Below are 19,262 nucleotides of genomic sequence, written 5' to 3'. Positions count from 1 at the left end.
TACAGTATTTCTATGCAATTATCTAAAAAAGACCTGTTAGCTGAATTAAATTCAATTAGTAAAAACACATTGATGGAAACACTAGAAATAGAAATAACAGATTGTGGCGACGATTTCTTAATTGCAAGAATGCCTGTAAATTATAGAGTTCATCAACCAGATGGAGTGTTGCATGGAGGAGCTACGGCAGCTTTAGCTGAAAGTATAGGAAGTTTTGCTGCTCATGTTTTTACAGATTTAGACAAATACTTTGTTAGAGGAATAGAAATTTCTGCAAATCATTTAAAAAGTGTGACAGGTGGTTATGTGTATGCAAAAGCTACTTTTTTACATAAAGGAAGAACAACTCAATTATTGGATATTAGAGTAACTGATGAAAGTAATAATCTAATATCTGTATGTAAACTTTCAACCATTTCGCTTCCAAAAAGGAAATAATGATTTCTGAAAATTTTTTTAATCAAATTCAACAACAATTAAACAATAAACTACCCTTTGTAGTTTATAGAAAACCAAATGACACTTTGGTTAAAGTTTTGCTTCAAAATACAGACGAAGTTCATATTGTTAAAGATTATTCTGAAAAAGGTTTTGTTTTTGCTCCTTTTGATACTAATAAAGAAGTTGTTTTAATTCCTTTAAATATTTCTAGTTTATTACAAGAAGACTTTGTCATGTCGAGCGTTGTCGAGACATCTTATTTAGAGAGTGATGATAAAATTAAAAATAAAGAAAAACATATTGAATTAGTTCAAAAAGGGATTGATGGAATAAAAGAAAAACAATTTCAGAAAGTAGTCTTATCAAGATGCGAAAAAATAAAACTTACAGAAATAGATTGTATAAATGTTTTTAAAAAACTATTACAGAAATACCCAACAGCCTTTGTGTATTGTTGGTATCATCCAAAGATAGGCTTATGGCTTGGAGCAACACCAGAAACCTTAATTAAAATAGAAGGTTCACGATTTAAAACGATGGCTTTAGCTGGAACACAAAAATTTGAAGGAACACTAGATGTAAATTGGCAAGACAAAGAAAAAGAAGAGCAACAATTTGTAACAGATTTTATTGTTGATAGTTTAAAAACTTCAGTTAAAAACTTAACAATTTCTAATATTGAAACAATTAAAGCAGGAAACGTTCTTCATTTAAAAACAACCATTAAAGGAATTTTAGACCTTAATCTTTTAAACTTAAAACAAGTAATTAAAGTACTTCATCCAACTCCAGCTGTTTGTGGCTTACCAAAAGAAAGTACGAAGCAATTTATAATAAACAATGAAAATTATAATAGAGAATATTACACTGGCTTTTTAGGCGAATTAAATTTTCAAGAAAAAACTACTAGAAATACAAACAGACGTAATGTTGAAAACAATGCTTATGCTTCAGTAAAACACATATCTAATTTATTTGTAAACCTTCGATGCATGCAAATTATTGAAAAAAAAGCTCTTATTTATGTTGGTGGAGGAATAACAAAAGATTCTATTCCAGAAGCAGAATGGCAAGAAACAGTTGTAAAAGCAGAAGTCATGAAAAAGGTTTTGCAATAATTTTATTTCGTAAAGCTATTTACTACATTTACAGCTAGATTTTTTCTTAAATGCTATATCCAAAAAACCCTCTAGCTCAAACTGTTATTCAGTTATGTAAAGCCAAAAATATTAAACACATTGTTATTTCTCCTGGAAGTAGAAATGCACCTTTAACCATTGGTTTCACTAATGATCCTTTTTTTACATGCTATAGCATTGTAGACGAACGTTGTGCTGGTTTTTTTGCACTAGGTATAGCGCAACAAATTGAAAGTTCAGTAGCTCTTGTTTGCACCTCTGGCTCTGCACTTCTTAATTATTATCCTGCCATTGCAGAAGCTTTTTATAGCGATATTCCTTTGGTAGTTCTTTCTGCCGATAGACCTAGATATTTAATTGGAATTGGTGATGGACAAACCATAAATCAGAAAGATGTGTTTGCAAATCATATACTTAATTCGGCTAATTTGAAGTTAAATTATGAATCTGGACCAAAAAGCACAAACGAAGGAGAGCCTGCTATTATTAAATCCATTGAAAATAAATTGGAACGTATTTTAGGTGTAAAGCAGGAACTAGACGAAGAAAATGAAACTAAAATTAATACAGCTTTAAATAAGTCTATTTCGCTAAATGGACCAGTACATATCAATATTCCTTTTGAAGAACCTTTATATGAGACCACAGATAAACTTGAAGTAAAACCTAAAGTCATTGATATTGAAGTTAGAAAAAAGAAAATTGACGATTTCTTTATTCAGGAATGTTATGATGATTGGAACAGCTATTCTAAAAAAATGATTTTAATTGGAGCTAATCCACCAAATAAAATTGATCAGCATATATTAGACGAATTAGCTAAAGATAATAGTGTTATTGTTTTTACAGAAACCACTTCTAATGTTCATAATAAGCACTTTTTTAATAGTATAGATAAAATGATTGCTCCATTGACAGATGAAGAATTTGAGCAATTACAACCAGATGTTTTAGTGACTTTTGGAGGTTTAGTCGTATCAAAAAAGATAAAAGGATTTCTAAGAAAGTTTCAACCTAAACACCATTGGCATATTGATAAAAAAAATGCTAACGATACTTTTTTCTGTTTAGATAAACATATTGAAGCCACTCCAAATCAATTTTTTAATTCGTTGTTACCAAAATTAACTCATTTTGTAAAAAGCGATTATAAACCACATTGGAGTGATGTAAAAGTAGCTAGAAACGAAAAACATCAAGAATATTTAGCTGAAATACCTTTTTCAGATTTTAAAGTTTTCGATTCGGTTTTAAAAGCCTTACCAGAACAAGGTATTTTACAATTAGGAAATAGCTCAGCTGTTAGATATGCGCAATTATTCGACTTAAAGAAAACCATACAAGTTTTTTGTAATCGTGGTACAAGTGGAATCGATGGTAGTACCAGTACAGCTATTGGTTGTGCCAAAGCTAGTAAAAAACAAACCACACTAATTACAGGTGATTTAAGTTTCTTTTACGATAGTAATGCGTTGTGGAATAATTTCATTCCAAATAATTTTAGAATCATCCTTATCAATAATCAAGGAGGAGGTATTTTTAGAATTCTTCCAGGAAGTAAAAACAGCAAAAAATTTGAAACATTTTTTGAAACCACACATAATTTAGATGCAAAACATTTATGCAAAATGTTCGATTTTGATTATGCTACAGCAACTAACGAAAGACAATTGAAAGCACAATTGAAAACTCTTTACACAGAATCTAATCAACCTAAATTGTTGGAAATATTCACACCTAGAACTCTTAACGATCAGGTGTTGTTGGATTATTTTAAGTTTATAAAGTAAATCTAAATCTGTCATTTTATTTTTTACATCTCAAAACTAATATTACTACCTTTGTAGCATGATACATCTAGGAGAATACAATACTTTAGAAATACTTCGCGAATCGGAACAAGGCTTATATTTAGCAGATGATGAAGGAAATGAAGTGTTATTACCAAATAGATATGTTCCAGAAACTTTTCAAATATGGGAAAAAATAGAAGTCTTTGTTTATTTAGATAACGAAGAACGTTTAGTAGCAGTTACAGACAAACCTTATATTAAAAAAGGAGATTTTGCTCTTTTAAGATGCAATGCTGTAACAGAACATGGTGCTTTTTTAGATTGGGGAATGGTCAAAGAATTATTCTGCCCATTTAGAGAACAAGCATTTAAAATGAAAAAAGGAGGCTGGTATTTTGTGTATTGTTTTTTAGATGAAAAAAGCAATAGATTAGTAGCTTCCAGCAAAACCAATCAGTTTTTAGATAATAAAGAACTTACTATTAATCCCTTTGATAAAGTAGATTTAATTGTATCTCATCCTTCAGATATTGGTATGAATGTAATAATTAATAAAAAACATTTAGGCCTTATTTTTAAAGACGAAATCTTTCAAGATCTTAGTGTAGGAGATCGTTTAAAAGGATATGTCAAGAAAATAAGACCAGATAATAAAATTGATATTGTTTTAGGACAAATAGGTTATAGAAATATTGAACCAAATGCAGATGCTATAATGGTTGAATTACGTGATAATAGAGGCTATTTAAACCTGACTGATAAGTCTGATCCTGAAGATATTAAAACCATTCTTCAAATGAGTAAAAAGAGCTTTAAGAAAGCTGTTGGTACTTTATACAAGCAAAAATTAATTGAAATTAAAGAAGATGGAATATATTTAATTTAGTAGATTTATTTTTTAAATTGAAAAACTAAATATCCTATTAAAGGAAAATGTATATGAGTGAAATAAACTGGAAAACGGCTAAAGAATACGAAGACATTACCTATAAAAAATGTGATGGAGTAGCTAGAATAGCCTTTAACAGGCCAAATGTTAGAAATGCTTTTAGACCAAAAACAACCAAAGAATTATACGATGCTTTTTATGATGCTGGCGAAGATGTAAACATTGGAGTAGTATTACTTTCTGCTGAAGGACCTTCAACAAAAGATGGTGTTTATTCGTTTTGTTCTGGAGGAGACCAAAAAGCTAGAGGTCATCAAGGGTATGTTGGAGATGATGGTTACCATAGATTAAATATTCTGGAAGTTCAACGTCTTATCAGGTTTATGCCAAAAGCAGTTATTGCTGTAGTTCCTGGTTGGGCTGTTGGTGGAGGCCATAGTTTACATGTGGTTTGCGACTTAACGCTTGCCAGTAAAGAACATGCTATTTTTAAGCAAACAGATGCTGATGTTACCAGTTTTGATGGTGGTTATGGTTCGGCTTACTTAGCTAAAATGGTTGGACAGAAAAAAGCTCGTGAAATCTTTTTCTTAGGAAGAAATTATACAGCTCAAGAAGCTTTCGAAATGGGTATGGTTAATGCAGTTATTCCTCATGGCGCTCTTGAAGAAACTGCATATCAATGGGCTCAGGAAATTTTAGCAAAATCACCTACTTCTATTAAGATGTTAAAATTTGCTATGAATTTAACAGACGACGGCATGGTTGGTCAACAAGTTTTTGCTGGTGAAGCTACACGGTTAGCCTACATGACCGAAGAAGCTAAAGAAGGTCGTGATGCTTTTCTAGAAAAGCGTAAGCCTAATTTTCCAAAAAAATGGATTCCTTAAATCTATAGTTTAAAACGTATTTATGCCAAAAAATTTTGAAACATGGTTATCTGCTTTTAGATTAAGAACATTGCCCTTATCTATATCAGGAATAATTATTGCAGGAAGTCTTGCAGAATACAATGGCTTTTTTAATTGGCTGGTATTTGCTTTAGCTATTTTAACGACTTTAAGTCTTCAAATACTATCCAATATAGCTAATGATTATGGTGATGGAATTAAAGGTACAGACAGTATTGATAGAGTTGGACCAGAACGTGCATTACAAAGTGGTAAAATTTCACCAGATAGTATGTACGAAGCTATTAAAGTTAATATTCTAATTTCTATTGGTCTTGCATTTTTTTTAATTCTAGCTGCATTTGGAAGAAATAGTTTTTGGTTAGCCATGTTATTTTTTGGCTTAGGCTTACTATCTATTTATGCTGCTATAAAATATACTATTGGAAATAATGCCTATGGTTACAAAGGTCTTGGGGATGTTTTTGTATTTGTCTTCTTTGGGTTTGTTAGTGTTGTTGGTGGATATATTTTATTTTCAAGACAAATTGATCATATTACAATTTTACCAGCTTGTACTTTAGGACTGTTAAGTGTAGCTGTTTTAAACTTAAATAATTTACGTGATATAAATTCTGATAGGAAGGCAAATAAAAATACACTTGTTGTTAAAATGGGTTTTGAAAAAGGAAAGATTTATCATTATTTTTTAATCATTTCAGCAATTGTATTATCTGTATTATTTGGTATTCTATATTACACTTCTATTTTTAATCTTATTTATTTTATTGCTTATATTCCTTTACTAAGACATCTTGTTACAGTTTATAAAAACAAAGAACCTAGGTTATTAGATCCAGAGCTAAAAAAAATAGCATTAACTACATTTTTGCTTAGTGTTTTATTAGCTATTGGGCATTTGATATAAATATCTTAATTGTTAAAGTTATCTAAACACTTGTACTTCAAACAAATAAGTCATATATTTATCTTGTTGGTAGGTTATTATCAATAATTGAAGCATCTCAAATGCTTCATATTTGGGGATTGAAAAACTCAAGCGAATTCATGTAATTTGTTTGAGTTTTTTTGTAAATTCCAATGTTTAAAAATATTTCACATGAAAATTACTTTTTACGGTCATGCTTGTATAGGAATAGAGGTTAACGATGTTCATATTCTGGTAGACCCTTTTATTTCGGCAAATGAGAAGGCTTCCCACATTGATATTCATACTTTAAAAGCAGATTATATTTTGCTAACTCATGCGCATCAAGATCATATTTTAGATGTTGATGCTATTGCTAAAAGAACTGATGCTGTTATAGTTTCTAATTACGAGGTTGTAACTCATTTTCAAAATAAAGGCTTTGAAGGTCACCCAATGAATCATGGTGGAAGTTGGGATTTTGAATTTGGAAATGTAAAATATGTAAATGCCATTCATACATCATCATTCTCAGATGGTAGTTATGGAGGTCAACCGGGTGGTTTTGTAATTGAAGGTGAACACAAGAATATTTATATTGCTGGAGATACTGCACTTACTATGGATATGAAACTTATTCCACTTCAAATTAGATTAGATCTTGCTATTTTACCTATTGGAGATAATTTTACAATGGGAATAGATGATGCTATTTTGGCTAGTGATTTTGTTCAATGCGATAAGATTTTAGGCTATCATTTCGATACTTTTGGTTATATAGAAATTGATCATGAAGAAGCTAAAAGAAAATTCTTTGATAAAAATAAAGATTTAATGCTTTTAGAAATTGGAGAGAGTATTGAGCTGTAATTTTATAAACATGAAATTTACCTGTACCATTGAAATTTACAAACCAAAAGATAAAGTAGCAGAGTTGTTTGTTAATCCTAAGTATTTAAAGGAATATCAAGATGGATTTATTAGTAAAGAATTATTAGAAGGGACAGAAGGACATAATGAAGCTAAATCTAAAATGATTTATAAAATGGGTAAAAACCAAATGGTTATAACTGAAACCATCCTTGAAAATAACTTGCCAGATTCTTTTTTTGCAAATTACCACCATAAGCATATGGATAATACCATGCTTTGCCGATTTGAATCCATAGATGATAATACAACGAAATATATTTCAGAAATAAATTATACAGCATTTAGAGGTTTTGTTCCAAAAGCATTAGCATATCTTTTTCCTAGCATGTTTAAAAAACAAGTAAAAAAATGGCTGGTAAATTTTAAAAATTATGCAGAAAGAAACGAGGCTAATTAACTTTACTTCTTAAGACTAATTTATGAAGTAGTTTAGGAAAAAAGCGTTTTATATAAACGCCAAAAGCCTCAAATTTTCCAATATAAGCTTCATATTTTTCTTTTCTTATGGCTTTAAGCATACGTTTTACAAATACATCTACATCCAAACCATTTTCTGTCATCTCATCTTGGTAACCTTGTTTGCTACCATCTGCAATTAAAGCATTTCTTGCAACATCTGTATTTACAAATCCAGGACAAATCATAGTAACTTTAAGTTGGTCTTTATCATGTTCTAAACGTAACGCATCAAAAAATCCATGTAAAGCATGTTTAGCTCCACAATAAGCAGAACGTAATGGTGAACTAAATTTTCCCATAATACTTGAAACTACAACATAGTGGCCAGTTTGATTAGCAACAAAATGAGGTAAAAGCGCTTTGCTTAAAGCAATAGTCCCTAAATAGTCTATTTCCATTAGTTTCTTATCTACATCAATGGATGTTTCAATAATTGGTGAACGCTGACTTATTCCTCCATTATTTATTAAAATATCTACTCTTCCAAAAAGTTTTAATGCATCTTCTACAACAAGTTTCATATTTGCATAATGAGCCAAATCGAATGGAAGTATTTTAATGTTTTCAGAATTCCCACATGCATTTTTTACCTCAATTAGGGTTTGCGTGTTTCTAGCTGAAAGTATAAGTTTACAATTTAATTTAGACAGTTCTAATGCTAAACCTTTACCAATTCCACTAGAGGCTCCTGTAATCCATACGACTTTGTTTTTAAAGGTCATAATTCATGCTTTTTCAACCAATCGGTTCGTAAATCATCACTAATTTTTCCAGTACCATCATGTTTCCAGCCTGGAGGTTTAATTAAATATTTTAATCTATTTCCAAAAGATTTTTTTCCAGAAAATGTATCTTTAAACATGTAGTACCATTCAATAAATGCAACTTTAACAGGATTGTAAGTATTTATGTTTGTTACTAAACCATAAACTACTTTTTCGTCTTTAAGCTCAGGTTGAAAAGTTCCAAATAGCTTATCCCAAATTATAAAAATTCCTGCGTGATTTCTATCTAAATATATAGGATTACTTCCATGATGTACTCTGTGATGAGAAGGTGTATTCATTACAGCTTCAAACCATCTTGGTAGTTTGTTAATAGTTTCTGTATGAATCCAAAATTGGTATAACAAGCTTATAGACATTTGTAATAAAATCATGGCAGGATGAAAACCTAATAAAGGCAACCATAACCAAAAGATAAATGAATAAAAACTACCTGACCATGTCTGTCTTAAAGCAGTACTTAAATTATAATGTTTCGAAGAATGATGTACCACATGAGAAGCCCAGAATAATCTACATTCATGAGATACTCTATGAAACCAATAATATGAAATGTCGTCTGCAAAAAGTAGTAAAACAAAACTCCACCAAGTTACTGGAATAGTAAAAAATCTAAAATTTTCATACACATAAAAAAGTGCTAACAAAACAAGTCCTTTACTTAAAAAGCCTAAAAACACATTACCTAAACCCATTGCAATAGAAGTAAAGGCGTCTTTAACTTCGTAAGATTTTATATGTTGTTTGTTAGTAATATATAATTCCAATAACATGGAAACTATAAAAAAAGGAATGGCAAAGTGAATAAGATTTGGAAAATCTGGCATTTTCAACGAAATTTGGTTTTTAAAAATAAGTCTTTTTTTTTATTAAAGACTTTTTCCACAACTTTTTATTGATAGAATTAATTAAAAAACATGAAAGAATCTTATAGGAAACTATTATTTATAAACTTAGTAATATTAATATGTAATTTTGAAATTAAAGCCCAAGACCAGAATCAAACAGGTGCTTGGTATATGTATTTTTATAACCATCAATTTAGTGAAAGTCAATTTGGTATTCAAGGTGATGTACAATATAGAAACTGGAATATTATTGGAGATTTGGAGCAATTGCTTTTGCGTTCTGGAGTAACTTATAAACCTAAAAAGGCAGACATATTATTTACTCTAGGTTACGCTTATATATTAAGTGGTGCACTTGGTGATAGTGATGCAACAACATTTGAGAATCGAATTTATCAAGAAGCATTATTGCCTTTAAAAGTTGGTGGACGTGTTTATTTAATAAATAGGTTTCGATATGAGCAAAGATTTGTAGATGAACAAGATTTTAGAACAAGATATAGGTATAATTTGTTTATAAATATTCCAGTGAATAATAAAGAGTTTACAAAAGGTACATTTTATACTGCACTATATAATGAGATTTTTATAAATGGTCAAAAAGATATTGGAGATGGAAGAAACGTTGAGTTTTTTGATAGAAACAGAACATATTTAGGAGCAGGATATGTTTTGAATTCTAAAATAAAATTTCAATTTGGTTGGATGAATCAAGTAACAAATTCTCAAGGTAAAGGACAATTACAATTTAGTATGCACCATAAGTTTTAAATAAAATGTATTTTTGATTTGAACTATGACTGCAACTTACCAGAAATTTATTTTAAATTTTAAACAGCCAAGTGGCACTTCCAGAGGCATATTAAAAACTAAAGAAACTTGGTTTATAAAACTTGAAGACCATGGAAAAATAGGTATAGGTGAATGTGGCTTATTTAGAGGTTTAAGTGTTGATGATGTACCACATTATCAAGATATTTTAAAATGGGCTTGTCTTAATATTCATTTAGGCCTAGAAGTTTTGTTAGATGAACTTTTTAAATTTCCTAGCATACAATTTGGACTAGAAACAGCTTTTACTTCTTTAAAAAGTAAAGACTCTTTTGAATTATTTCCTTCTAAATTCACTCAAAATACAGACTCAATTCCAATTAATGGATTAATCTGGATGGGAACAGAAAGTTTCATGAAACAACAAATTAAAGAGAAAATTGATACTGGTTTCTCCTGTATTAAAATGAAAATAGGAGCTATAGATTTTCAAACTGAATTAAAACTACTTAAATCTATAAGAAAAGAGTTTTCAAAAAAAGATATTGAATTGAGAGTAGATGCTAATGGCGCATTTCAACCTTCTGAAGCTCTAGGAAAGTTAAAAATGCTGTCTGAATATCATATTCATTCAATAGAACAACCTATAAAACAAGGTCAAATTCAAGAAATGGCTAGATTATGTGAAGATTCTCCACTACCAATAGCTCTAGATGAAGAATTAATTGGCGTTTTTTCAAAAGAAAATAAAAGAGAATTACTTCAATCAATAAAACCACAGTATATTATTTTAAAGCCAAGTTTAATAGGTGGTTTTACAGGAAGCAAGGAATGGATACAATTAGCAGAAAGCCAAAATATAGGTTGGTGGATTACTAGCGCTTTGGAGAGTAATGTAGGCTTAAATGCTATTGCACAATGGACATATATGCTAAATAGCAAATTACCTCAAGGCTTAGGAACTGGGAGTATATTTACTAATAATTTTGATTGCCCTTTACAAGTAAAAAGTGGTACATTGCAATATCGAAAAAATACAAACTGGAATTTTAATTTTTAATAAATGTATATAGCACAAACGTTTCAAGTCCTTCACGATTGGTGGAGATATTTAATTGGGTTACTAATTATCATTATTGCTGTAGTAATTGGTCAAATTCCATTTACAGCAGCCATTTTTGTAAAAGCCATGAGTGATGGCGAAAGCATAATTGGTATGGATGAATCGAAAATGATGAACATTCTTGAGCCCAATTTAAATTTATTTCTCATGTTGCTTTCTTTTGCAGTTGGATTAGTCGGTTTATTTTTAGTTGCTAAATTTCTTCATAAACAAAGTATTAGATTATTAACTACAGCAAGGCCTAAAATAGATTGGAAACGTATCTGGTTTGCATTTATATTATGGGGAGTTGTAAGTTCAGGTTTTATTTTGTTAGATTATTATATGTCACCAGAAGATTATGTAGTTAATTTCAAATTGCAACCTTTTATAATTTTATGTGTTATTGCCATAATTTTAGTTCCACTTCAAACCAGTTTCGAAGAATTTCTGTTTAGAGGTTATTTAATGCAAGGGATAGGAGTTTTGGCTAAAAATAAATGGTTGCCATTATTTTCAACATCAATTGTATTTGGATTACTGCATATTGCAAACCCAGAAGTTGAAAAGTTGGGTTATGTAATTATGGTATATTATATAGGAACAGGATTATTTTTAGGAATAATTACTTTAATGGACGATGGTCTAGAGTTAGCTTTAGGGTTTCATGCAGCAAATAATCTATTTACGGCTTTATTGGTAACTGCAGATTGGACAGCTTTTCAAACACATTCAGTATTAAAAGATATGTCTGAACCTACTTCAGCTAATTTTTCTGAAATATTTATGCCAGTTTTCATTGTGTTTCCATTGATGTTATTTATTTTTTCAAAAAAGTATAATTGGACTAATTGGAATGACAAATTATTTGGTTCTGTTGAAGAACCTATAATTGAAGAAGTATTAGTTGAAGATGATAACATTTTAGATTAACATATTTTGATTCCAACATATAATAAAGTTCACAACAAATTTAAATTAAACAATTCTAATTATACGCATCAAGAATTAATTGAAGTTGCTTATAGTTTTATTAAAGAAGGGAAACCTTTTGAAAGAGCACTTGGCGATTTTCTTGCAGATTGGTTAGATTCTAAAGATTATATTAAAACTAAAACTTCAGGTACTACAGGAAGACCAAAAACCATAAGAATAAAAAAGCAGGCTATGGTTAATTCTGCCATTGCTACTGGAAATTATTTTGGTTTAAAACCTGGAGATAGAGCTTTACATTGCTTACCAACACAATTTATTGCTGGAAAAATGATGCTTGTTCGTGCTATTATTTTAGGACTTCAAATAGATGTTATAGATCCAAAAACAGACTTACAATTTAGTACAAAAAAGCATTATGATTTTTGCGCTATGGTTCCTTTGCAGCTACAGTTTAATTTAAATAAATTAAGCCATTTAAAAACACTTATAATTGGAGGAGCACCAATTTCATCATGTTTATTGCAACAAATACAGCCTCTTAAAACAAAAATCTTTGCTACTTATGGTATGACCGAAACGATAACTCATATTGCTGTAAAAAAGCTTAATAATTTTCAGCATAATGAAATAGCTTCAGTTAATCATTTTCAAACTCTTCCAGACATAAAAATTTCACAAGATGAAAGAGATTGTTTGGTTATAGAAGCACCAAAACTTTCAAAGGATAAAGTAATTACGAACGATGTAGTTAAAATTCATTCTGAAACAGAATTCGAATGGTTAGGACGTATTGATAATGTAATCAATTCAGGAGGAATTAAATTTTTTCCAGAATTAATCGAAGATAAAATAAAGAATAAAATTTCAAATCGATTTTTTATTGCTTCAGAAAAAGATGAAACTTTAGGTGAAAAGTTAATACTTATAATTGAAGGTGAAGAAAAAGAATCTCTAACTTCAGTTTTTGATAATTTGAGCAAATACGAAACGCCAAAAAAGATATATATCGTTCCAAAATTTATTGAAACAACTTCTGGTAAAATTCAACGGTTAAAAACGTTAGAGACTATTAAATAAACTATTGCTGCATTTTAAAATAGTAGTCTGCAGAATGTTTTCCAGAGCCGTAAAACATAAAAAATATACAAACTAAGAATGTAATAGTTGCTAATAAAAAATTAGACATATTAAATTCACCTACAAAATTAATAATGATGGCGCCTAATAAAATAGGTAATTGAGCTATAATAGCCCAACGTGTTAATAATCCAAACGCGATTAATATGCCTCCAATAAAATGAGCTGGAGCAACATAATGAATCATAATCATTCCACCTGCAAGATTTTGCATAGGTTTTAATAGGTCTACTAAAATTTCGCTATTTCCCATAAAGTGAATGCCTTTAATAAATAAAAACACACCAAGGGCAATTCTTAACACATCTAAAGAGTAATAAGAATGTGCATTTGCCCATTTGTTAAGAGTTTTAATTGTTCCCATGACTGAATTGTTTGATATTCAGTTATTAAGATACGAAATTTTAGAATATGAAAATAATTTATACTTGAATAACTCCTAAGTTAAACTTTTTTTCAATAGGAGCGTGGTTAGCAGCTTCAATTCCCATACTTATCCATTTTCTTGTATCTAATGGATCAATAATGGCATCTGTCCATATTCTTGAAGCAGCATAATAAGGAGAGACTTGTCTGTCGTATCGATCTTTAATTCTATTGAATAGCTCTTCTTCTTTTTCTTTAGTAATCACTTCGCCTTTCTTTTTAAGCGAAGCTGTTTCAATTTGTAATAATACTTTAGCTGCACTATTTCCACTCATTACTGCTAATTCAGCACTTGGCCAAGCAACAATAAGTCTAGGGTCGTAAGCTTTTCCACACATAGCATAATTTCCTGCTCCATAACTATTGCCAAGTACAATTGTAAATTTTGGTACTACAGAATTGCTTACAGCATTTACCATTTTAGCTCCATCTTTAATAATTCCTCCATGTTCGCTTTTGCTTCCAACCATAAATCCAGTAACATCTTGCAAAAACACTAGTGGAATTTTCTTCTGATTGCAATTCGCAATAAATCGTGTAGCTTTATCTGCACTGTCGTTATAAATAACACCTCCAAACTGCATCTCACCTTGTTTCGTTTTTACCAGTTTTCTTTGATTGGCAACAATTCCAACAGCCCAACCACCTATTCTAGCATATGCAGTTATAATTGTTTTACCATATCCAGCTTTGTATTCATCATATTCAGAATTATCTACCAAACGTTTAATTATTTCATACATATCATATTGATCTGCACGAGATTTTGGTAAAATACCATAAATATCTTCTTGCTTTTCCTTTGGTTTTTTAGAATCAGTTTTATTAAATCCAGCCTTATCATAATCGCCAATTTTATCGATAATATTTTTAATTCTATCTAATGCATCTTTATCATCTTTAGCCTTATAGTCTGTAACCCCAGAAATTTCGCAATGCGTTGTAGCTCCACCTAGGGTTTCGTTATCTATGGTTTCGCCAATGGCAGCTTTTACTAAATAACTTCCAGCAAGAAAAATACTTCCAGTTTTATCTACAATCATAGCTTCATCACTCATAATAGGTAAGTAAGCTCCACCAGCCACACAACTTCCCATAACAGCAGCTATTTGGGTAATCCCTAAACTACTCATTATAGCATTGTTTCTAAAAATACGTCCGAAATGTTCTTTGTCTGGAAAAATTTCGTCTTGCATTGGTAAATAAACACCAGCAGAATCCACTAAGTAAATAATAGGCAACCTGTTTTCAATGGCTATTTCTTGAGCACGCAAATTCTTTTTCCCAGTAATAGGAAACCAAGCTCCAGCTTTAACAGTAGCATCATTTGCCACAACCATACATTGCTTACCTTTTATATAACCAATCTTTACAACAACTCCTCCTGAAGGACAGCCTCCATGTTCTTCATACATGTCTTCACCTGCAAATGCAGCAATTTCTATGCTATCTGCTTTAGCATCTAAAAGATAATCTATTCGTTCTCTGGCGGTCATTTTACCTTTAGAGTGGTGCTTTTCAATATTTTTTTTACCACCACCTAGTTTTACTTGAGCGAAACGCTTTTTTAATTCTGATACTAGAAGTTTATTGTAATCTTCGTTTTTGTTGAAGTTTATGTCCATTTAAAAAGTTGTTTGCTGCTAAAATACAAAAGTTGTTAGTTACCTGAAAGAGGGGAACTCATTATTGTTATATGAAATAATTTTACATGGAAATATATTCCTTGGAATATAAATTATTTTATTGTACATTTGTATATAAATTAAATTTAAAAAATGAAACAAATAATAGCATTTGCAGGTAGTAATAGTAAAAACTCAATAAATAAACAGTTAGCAATATACACAGCACATTTAGTAAATCATGTAAATGTAACTGTGTTAGATTTAAATGATTTTGATTTACCTATTTACAGTAAAGAATTAGAATCGGAAAAAGGTATTCCAGAAAATGCTTATAAATTCTTTGATTTTATTAAATCCTCAGATGGTATTATATTATCACTTGCAGAAAATAATGGTGCTTATTCAGCTGTTTTTAAAAATTTATTTGATTGGATGTCAAGAATCGAAAGTAAAACTTTTCAAGGTAAGCCTATGCTTTTAATGGCTACATCACCTGGAGCAAGAGGTGGTACTTCTGTTTTAGCTATTGCTAATGATAGATTTCCTAGGCATGATGCAAACATTGTCGATTTATTTTCTTTACCATCCTTTGATGCGAATTTTTCAGAAGGAAAAATTGTAAATAATGAATTAAACTCTGAATTAAAAAGTAAAGTAGAACAGTTTAATAATGCATTATAGTTATGGAATTTAAACATGAAGATAACCAAAAGAAAGGTAAGTTTTTTATTGAAATAAATGGAAAACAAGAAGCTGAAATGACTTATACATATGCAGATAGTAAAATAATTATTATTGATCACACAGTAGTAAGTGAGAAATTAAAAGGACAAGGTATAGGATCTAAATTAATTGAAGCTTCTGTGGAGTTTATGAGAAAGAATAACCTAAAGGTTATTCCTACTTGTTCTTATGCAAAAGCAGTATTTAAAAAGAAACCAGAATATTTAGATAGATTAGCTTAAAATTATGGGAGATATTTCTAAAGATTTAAACACAACATTTCCAAATAATAAAGTAAAAGCTCTATTGAATATTATTTATACAAGTCATTGGATAAATAGTCATCAAAATGCTTTTTTTAAACCTTTTGGAATTTCGCCTCAACAGTATAATATTTTAAGAATATTGAAAGGAGCAGGAAAAGCAATTAAAGTTCAAACCATAAAAGAACGAATGGTAGAAAGAGCACCAAATGCCACTAGGTTAATGGATAAATTATGTGCAAAAGAGTTAATAGAAAGAATATCTTGTCCAGATGATAGACGTGTTGTACATATTGAAATTACTAAGAAAGGTATGATACTACTTGAAGAAATTTCAAAAAATTTTAACGACGATTTATTAAAAAATTTAACAGAAGAAGAGGCTTTAAAACTTAGTAACTTATTAGATAAAATAAGATAAAATAGAATGAAAGTAATGATACACAAAGCAGCAAATAGAGGATTTGCAAATCATGGTTGGTTGCAAGCCAATCATTCATTTAGTTTTGCAAATTATTTTGATAAAGATAAAATTCAATTTGGAGCCTTACGAGTATTAAATGATGACATTATTGCACCAAAGATGGGTTTTGGAACACATCCACATCAAAATATGGAAATTATTACCATTCCATTAAGTGGTGTATTGAAACACAGAGATAATATGCATCAAGATTGGCAACAAATACTTCCTGGTGAAGTTCAAGTTATGAGTGCTGGAACAGGTATTCAACATTCTGAAATAAACGGTTCTGCAGATGAGCATTTAAGTTTGTTTCAAATTTGGGTAATTCCTAATAAACAAAACGTGAAGCCACGTTATGACCAAAAATCATATTCTTCTGAAGATAGAAAAAACAAAATTCAAACATTGGTAACATCAATAGAAGAAAACCATAAAGGAAGTTTGAAAATTCATCAGGATACCATAATATCTAGAATAGATTTAGATAAAGATAAAACACTAGAGTATAAATTAAAGAGTAAACATCATGGAGTTTATATTATGAATATCTTTGGTAAAATTAAAATTCATAACGAAATAATTTCAACTAGAGATGCTATTGGTATTTCGGATATAGAAAATTTTTCCATACTGGCCGAAGACGATTCTGGATTACTTTTAATAGAAGTTCCAATGATTTAAATATAACATTATTACTTATAAAAAAGCATTCTAATAAGGATGCTTTTTTTTATTAAAATAACGATATTTGTAGTTACTAACTATCAAAACAAAATATATATTATGGCAATGAATAAAAATACGGTTTTAGCTTGGGCTACATGGATTATGGTTTTTGTTGGATTAGCATTAATTGCATTAGGAGCATTTAGATATGACGATGTTGCTGGATGGGGTTTTGCTGCTGTGGGAATTGGCTTTTTTTCAATTGCTTGGGTGTTTAATGCTTTAAAAGGAAGAATGTAATGAGTGACGATAAAAAAGTAATTTTCTCTATGTCTGGTCTTACTAAGACCTATCAAAGTGCCAATACACCAGTTTTAAAAAATATTTACTTGAGCTTTTTTTATGGAGCTAAAATTGGAATATTAGGATTAAATGGTTCAGGTAAATCTACCTTGCTTAAAATTATTGCAGGAGTAGATAAAAATTATCAAGGAGATGTCGTGTTCTCACCAGGTTACACTGTTGGTTATTTAGAGCAAGAACCAAAATTAGACGAAAACAAAACCGTTATGGAAATTGTAAAAGAAGGTGCAGCCGAAACCGTTGCAATTCTTGATGAATACAATAAGATTAACGATATGTTTGGGCTAGAAGAAGTTTATAGTGATCCAGATAAAATGGAAAAGCTAATGAATAGACAAGCAGTCTTACAAGACCAAATAGATGCTTCTGATGCTTGGGAATTAGATACCAAATTAGAAATTGCCATGGACGCTTTGCGTACTCCAGATGGTGATAAGAAAATAAGTGTGCTTTCAGGAGGAGAACGTCGTCGTGTAGCATTATGTAGATTATTATTACAAGAACCAGACGTATTATTATTAGATGAGCCTACTAACCACTTAGACGCAGAATCTGTACATTGGTTAGAACATCATTTAGCTCAATATAAAGGAACTGTTATTGCTGTTACTCACGATAGGTATTTTCTTGATAATGTGGCAGGTTGGATTTTAGAATTAGATAGAGGAGAAGGAATACCTTGGAAAGGAAATTATTCTTCTTGGTTAGACCAGAAATCTAAACGTATGGCTCAAGAAGGAAAAGCAGCTTCTAAACGTCAAAAAACATTAGAAAGAGAGTTAGATTGGGTAAGACAAGGAGCAAAAGGAAGACAAACAAAACAAAAAGCACGTTTAAAGAATTACGATAAATTATTAAGTCAGGACCAAAAACAACTAGACGAAAAACTAGAAATATATATTCCAAATGGGCCACGATTAGGAACTAATGTAATTGAAGCCATTGGAGTTAGTAAAGGTTATGACGATAAATTATTATACGATAATTTGAACTTTAATTTGCCTCAAGCAGGAATAGTTGGTGTTATTGGCCCAAATGGTGCAGGAAAGACTACTATTTTCAGAATGATTATGGGAGAGGAAACTCCTGATAAAGGTGAATTTAAAGTAGGTGAGACGGCTAAAATAGCTTATGTAGACCAAGCACACTCCAATATAAATCCTGAAAAAACTATTTGGCAAAATTTTAGTGATGAGCAAGAATTGATTATGATGGGAGGAAAGCAAGTTAATTCTCGTGCTTATTTAAGTCGTTTTAATTTTAGTGGTAGTGAACAAAACAAAAAAGTAAGTTTGTTATCAGGTGGAGAAAGAAACAGATTACACTTAGCGATGACTCTTAAAGAAGAAGGAAACGTTCTGCTTTTAGATGAACCTACGAATGATCTTGATGTAAATACTTTAAGAGCTTTAGAAGAAGGTCTTGAAAATTTTGCAGGTTGTGCTGTAGTTATTAGTCACGACAGATGGTTTTTAGATAGAATTTGTACGCATATTTTAGCTTTTGAAGGCAATTCTGAAGTGTATTTTTTTGAAGGAGGTTTTAGTGATTATGAGGAGAATAAAAAACAAAGACTAGGTGGAGACTTAATGCCAAAGCGTATTAAGTATAGAAAATTAGTAAGATAATTTTAGAAATGTATATTTATAATAAAAAAGCCTGCAATTGCAGGCTTT

General features: G+C 30.3%; 22 protein-coding genes. 18 read left to right on the top strand and 4 right to left on the bottom strand.

Annotated elements, in window-relative coordinates; genetic code table 11:
• Positions 1-12 precede the first annotated feature (12 nt).
• The 8 genes from FVF61_RS03030 to FVF61_RS02995 all read left to right on the top strand — a co-directional run bounded on the left by FVF61_RS03030 (position 13) and on the right by FVF61_RS02995 (position 7,410).
• Complete coding sequence (locus FVF61_RS03030; protein ID WP_148453121.1) at positions 13-438, top strand: PaaI family thioesterase; 426 nt, start codon at positions 13-15, stop codon at positions 436-438.
• A complete protein-coding gene (locus tag FVF61_RS03025) occupies positions 438-1,559 on the top strand; it encodes a chorismate-binding protein (protein ID WP_148453118.1) in 1,122 nt (373 codons plus the stop codon). Before FVF61_RS03030 ends, FVF61_RS03025 begins: the two co-directional genes overlap by 1 nt.
• Before the next feature lie 50 nt (positions 1,560-1,609).
• A complete protein-coding gene (gene menD / locus FVF61_RS03020; RefSeq protein ID WP_148453115.1) occupies positions 1,610-3,370 on the top strand; it encodes a 2-succinyl-5-enolpyruvyl-6-hydroxy-3-cyclohexene-1-carboxylate synthase in 1,761 nt (586 codons plus the stop codon).
• A gap of 58 nt (positions 3,371-3,428) precedes the next feature.
• Complete coding sequence (locus tag FVF61_RS03015; protein ID WP_148453113.1) at positions 3,429-4,259, top strand: CvfB family protein; 831 nt, start codon at positions 3,429-3,431, stop codon at positions 4,257-4,259.
• 53 nt (positions 4,260-4,312) lie between these two features.
• Positions 4,313-5,152 (top strand): 1,4-dihydroxy-2-naphthoyl-CoA synthase, encoded by an 840-nt coding sequence (locus tag FVF61_RS03010; protein WP_148453110.1) that lies wholly within the window; start codon positions 4,313-4,315, stop codon positions 5,150-5,152.
• A gap of 22 nt (positions 5,153-5,174) precedes the next feature.
• Entirely contained in the window at positions 5,175-6,080 is a 906-nt protein-coding gene (gene menA, locus FVF61_RS03005; RefSeq protein WP_148453107.1) for a 1,4-dihydroxy-2-naphthoate octaprenyltransferase, read from the top strand.
• Positions 6,081-6,272: 192 nt separating this feature from the next.
• On the top strand, positions 6,273-6,950 hold the full coding sequence (locus FVF61_RS03000; protein ID WP_148453105.1) for a metal-dependent hydrolase: 678 nt from the start codon (positions 6,273-6,275) through the stop codon (positions 6,948-6,950).
• 10 nt (positions 6,951-6,960) lie between these two features.
• Positions 6,961-7,410, top strand: a complete 450-nt coding sequence (locus tag FVF61_RS02995) for an SRPBCC family protein (RefSeq protein WP_148453102.1) — start codon at positions 6,961-6,963, stop codon at positions 7,408-7,410.
• On the opposite strand, the gene FVF61_RS02990 is transcribed toward FVF61_RS02995, so the two are convergent.
• Positions 7,403-8,194, bottom strand: a complete 792-nt coding sequence (locus tag FVF61_RS02990; protein ID WP_148453099.1) for an SDR family oxidoreductase — start codon at positions 8,192-8,194, stop codon at positions 7,403-7,405. The two genes, FVF61_RS02995 and FVF61_RS02990, sit on opposite strands and share 8 nt — an antisense overlap.
• A complete protein-coding gene (locus tag FVF61_RS02985; protein WP_148453096.1) occupies positions 8,191-9,084 on the bottom strand; it encodes a sterol desaturase family protein in 894 nt (297 codons plus the stop codon). The genes FVF61_RS02990 and FVF61_RS02985 overlap by 4 nt, the downstream gene beginning before the upstream one ends.
• Positions 9,085-9,174: 90 nt before the next feature.
• On the opposite strand from FVF61_RS02985, the gene FVF61_RS02980 reads away from it, so the two are divergent.
• From FVF61_RS02980 to FVF61_RS02965, 4 genes are read left to right on the top strand one after another with little or no spacing between them, the layout of a single operon-like run.
• Positions 9,175-9,876: a DUF2490 domain-containing protein gene (locus FVF61_RS02980; protein WP_148453093.1), complete on the top strand. Its 702-nt coding sequence runs from the start codon at positions 9,175-9,177 to the stop codon at positions 9,874-9,876.
• 25 nt (positions 9,877-9,901) lie between these two features.
• Positions 9,902-10,936, top strand: coding sequence for an o-succinylbenzoate synthase (locus FVF61_RS02975; protein WP_148453090.1), 1,035 nt, complete (start codon positions 9,902-9,904; stop codon positions 10,934-10,936).
• Positions 10,937-10,939: 3 nt separating this feature from the next.
• Positions 10,940-11,911, top strand: a complete 972-nt coding sequence (locus FVF61_RS02970; RefSeq protein ID WP_148453087.1) for a CPBP family intramembrane glutamic endopeptidase — start codon at positions 10,940-10,942, stop codon at positions 11,909-11,911.
• A 6-nt stretch (positions 11,912-11,917) separates the two neighbouring features.
• Positions 11,918-12,991, top strand: coding sequence for an AMP-binding protein (locus FVF61_RS02965; protein ID WP_148453085.1), 1,074 nt, complete (start codon positions 11,918-11,920; stop codon positions 12,989-12,991).
• A 1-nt stretch (position 12,992) separates the two neighbouring features.
• Here the strand turns inward: FVF61_RS02965 and FVF61_RS02960 are convergent, their stop codons facing one another.
• Positions 12,993-13,415 (bottom strand): DoxX family protein, encoded by a 423-nt coding sequence (locus tag FVF61_RS02960; RefSeq protein ID WP_148453083.1) that lies wholly within the window; start codon positions 13,413-13,415, stop codon positions 12,993-12,995.
• A gap of 58 nt (positions 13,416-13,473) precedes the next feature.
• Positions 13,474-15,102 carry an acyl-CoA carboxylase subunit beta gene (locus tag FVF61_RS02955; protein ID WP_148453081.1) on the bottom strand — a complete coding sequence of 543 codons (1,629 nt, stop codon included), beginning with the start codon at positions 15,100-15,102 and terminating at the stop codon, positions 13,474-13,476.
• Between the two features lie 153 nt (positions 15,103-15,255).
• Between FVF61_RS02955 and FVF61_RS02950 the strand changes: the two genes are divergently transcribed.
• The 6 genes from FVF61_RS02950 to ettA all read left to right on the top strand — a co-directional run bounded on the left by FVF61_RS02950 (position 15,256) and on the right by ettA (position 19,214).
• Positions 15,256-15,786 carry an NADPH-dependent FMN reductase gene (locus tag FVF61_RS02950; RefSeq protein WP_148453079.1) on the top strand — a complete coding sequence of 177 codons (531 nt, stop codon included), beginning with the start codon at positions 15,256-15,258 and terminating at the stop codon, positions 15,784-15,786.
• 2 nt (positions 15,787-15,788) lie between these two features.
• Entirely contained in the window at positions 15,789-16,070 is a 282-nt protein-coding gene (locus FVF61_RS02945; protein WP_148453077.1) for a GNAT family N-acetyltransferase, read from the top strand.
• 4 nt (positions 16,071-16,074) lie between these two features.
• Positions 16,075-16,512 (top strand): MarR family winged helix-turn-helix transcriptional regulator, encoded by a 438-nt coding sequence (locus FVF61_RS02940; RefSeq protein WP_148453075.1) that lies wholly within the window; start codon positions 16,075-16,077, stop codon positions 16,510-16,512.
• Between the two features lie 15 nt (positions 16,513-16,527).
• Positions 16,528-17,238 (top strand): pirin family protein, encoded by a 711-nt coding sequence (locus FVF61_RS02935; RefSeq protein ID WP_317131654.1) that lies wholly within the window; start codon positions 16,528-16,530, stop codon positions 17,236-17,238.
• A gap of 102 nt (positions 17,239-17,340) precedes the next feature.
• Positions 17,341-17,523 carry a CAL67264 family membrane protein gene (locus tag FVF61_RS02930; protein ID WP_148453070.1) on the top strand — a complete coding sequence of 61 codons (183 nt, stop codon included), beginning with the start codon at positions 17,341-17,343 and terminating at the stop codon, positions 17,521-17,523.
• Positions 17,523-19,214 (top strand): energy-dependent translational throttle protein EttA, encoded by a 1,692-nt coding sequence (gene ettA / locus FVF61_RS02925; RefSeq protein ID WP_148453069.1) that lies wholly within the window; start codon positions 17,523-17,525, stop codon positions 19,212-19,214. The genes FVF61_RS02930 and ettA overlap by 1 nt, the downstream gene beginning before the upstream one ends.
• The last annotated feature ends 48 nt before the right edge of the window (positions 19,215-19,262 follow it).

Origin of the sequence: Xanthomarina maritima (assembly GCF_008084905.1) — a bacterium.
Classification (GTDB): Bacteria; Bacteroidota; Bacteroidia; order Flavobacteriales; family Flavobacteriaceae; genus Xanthomarina; species Xanthomarina maritima.
The sequence above is the reverse complement of the archived record's forward strand: the minus strand, read 5'-3'. Positions and strand labels throughout refer to the sequence as shown.

Bases quoted from the DNA above. Each gene is read 5' to 3' on its own strand.
- FVF61_RS03025 (WP_148453118.1), top strand. From the start codon at position 438: ATGATTTCTGAAAATTTTTTTAATCAAATTCAACAACAATTAAACAAT.
- FVF61_RS03000 (WP_148453105.1), top strand. From the start codon at position 6,273: ATGAAAATTACTTTTTACGGTCATGCTTGTATAGGAATAGAGGTTAAC.
- menD (WP_148453115.1), top strand. From the start codon at position 1,610: ATGCTATATCCAAAAAACCCTCTAGCTCAAACTGTTATTCAGTTATGT.
- FVF61_RS03015 (WP_148453113.1), top strand. From the start codon at position 3,429: ATGATACATCTAGGAGAATACAATACTTTAGAAATACTTCGCGAATCG.
- FVF61_RS02990 (WP_148453099.1), bottom strand. From the start codon at position 8,194: ATGACCTTTAAAAACAAAGTCGTATGGATTACAGGAGCCTCTAGTGGA.
- menA (WP_148453107.1), top strand. From the start codon at position 5,175: ATGCCAAAAAATTTTGAAACATGGTTATCTGCTTTTAGATTAAGAACA.
- FVF61_RS02945 (WP_148453077.1), top strand. From the start codon at position 15,789: ATGGAATTTAAACATGAAGATAACCAAAAGAAAGGTAAGTTTTTTATT.
- FVF61_RS03030 (WP_148453121.1), top strand. From the start codon at position 13: ATGCAATTATCTAAAAAAGACCTGTTAGCTGAATTAAATTCAATTAGT.
- FVF61_RS02985 (WP_148453096.1), bottom strand. From the start codon at position 9,084: ATGCCAGATTTTCCAAATCTTATTCACTTTGCCATTCCTTTTTTTATA.
- FVF61_RS02955 (WP_148453081.1), bottom strand. From the start codon at position 15,102: ATGGACATAAACTTCAACAAAAACGAAGATTACAATAAACTTCTAGTA.
- FVF61_RS03010 (WP_148453110.1), top strand. From the start codon at position 4,313: ATGAGTGAAATAAACTGGAAAACGGCTAAAGAATACGAAGACATTACC.
- FVF61_RS02970 (WP_148453087.1), top strand. From the start codon at position 10,940: ATGTATATAGCACAAACGTTTCAAGTCCTTCACGATTGGTGGAGATAT.
- FVF61_RS02960 (WP_148453083.1), bottom strand. From the start codon at position 13,415: ATGGGAACAATTAAAACTCTTAACAAATGGGCAAATGCACATTCTTAT.
- FVF61_RS02940 (WP_148453075.1), top strand. From the start codon at position 16,075: ATGGGAGATATTTCTAAAGATTTAAACACAACATTTCCAAATAATAAA.
- FVF61_RS02995 (WP_148453102.1), top strand. From the start codon at position 6,961: ATGAAATTTACCTGTACCATTGAAATTTACAAACCAAAAGATAAAGTA.
- FVF61_RS02975 (WP_148453090.1), top strand. From the start codon at position 9,902: ATGACTGCAACTTACCAGAAATTTATTTTAAATTTTAAACAGCCAAGT.
- FVF61_RS02980 (WP_148453093.1), top strand. From the start codon at position 9,175: ATGAAAGAATCTTATAGGAAACTATTATTTATAAACTTAGTAATATTA.
- FVF61_RS02950 (WP_148453079.1), top strand. From the start codon at position 15,256: ATGAAACAAATAATAGCATTTGCAGGTAGTAATAGTAAAAACTCAATA.
- FVF61_RS02935 (WP_317131654.1), top strand. From the start codon at position 16,528: ATGATACACAAAGCAGCAAATAGAGGATTTGCAAATCATGGTTGGTTG.
- ettA (WP_148453069.1), top strand. From the start codon at position 17,523: ATGAGTGACGATAAAAAAGTAATTTTCTCTATGTCTGGTCTTACTAAG.
- FVF61_RS02930 (WP_148453070.1), top strand. From the start codon at position 17,341: ATGGCAATGAATAAAAATACGGTTTTAGCTTGGGCTACATGGATTATG.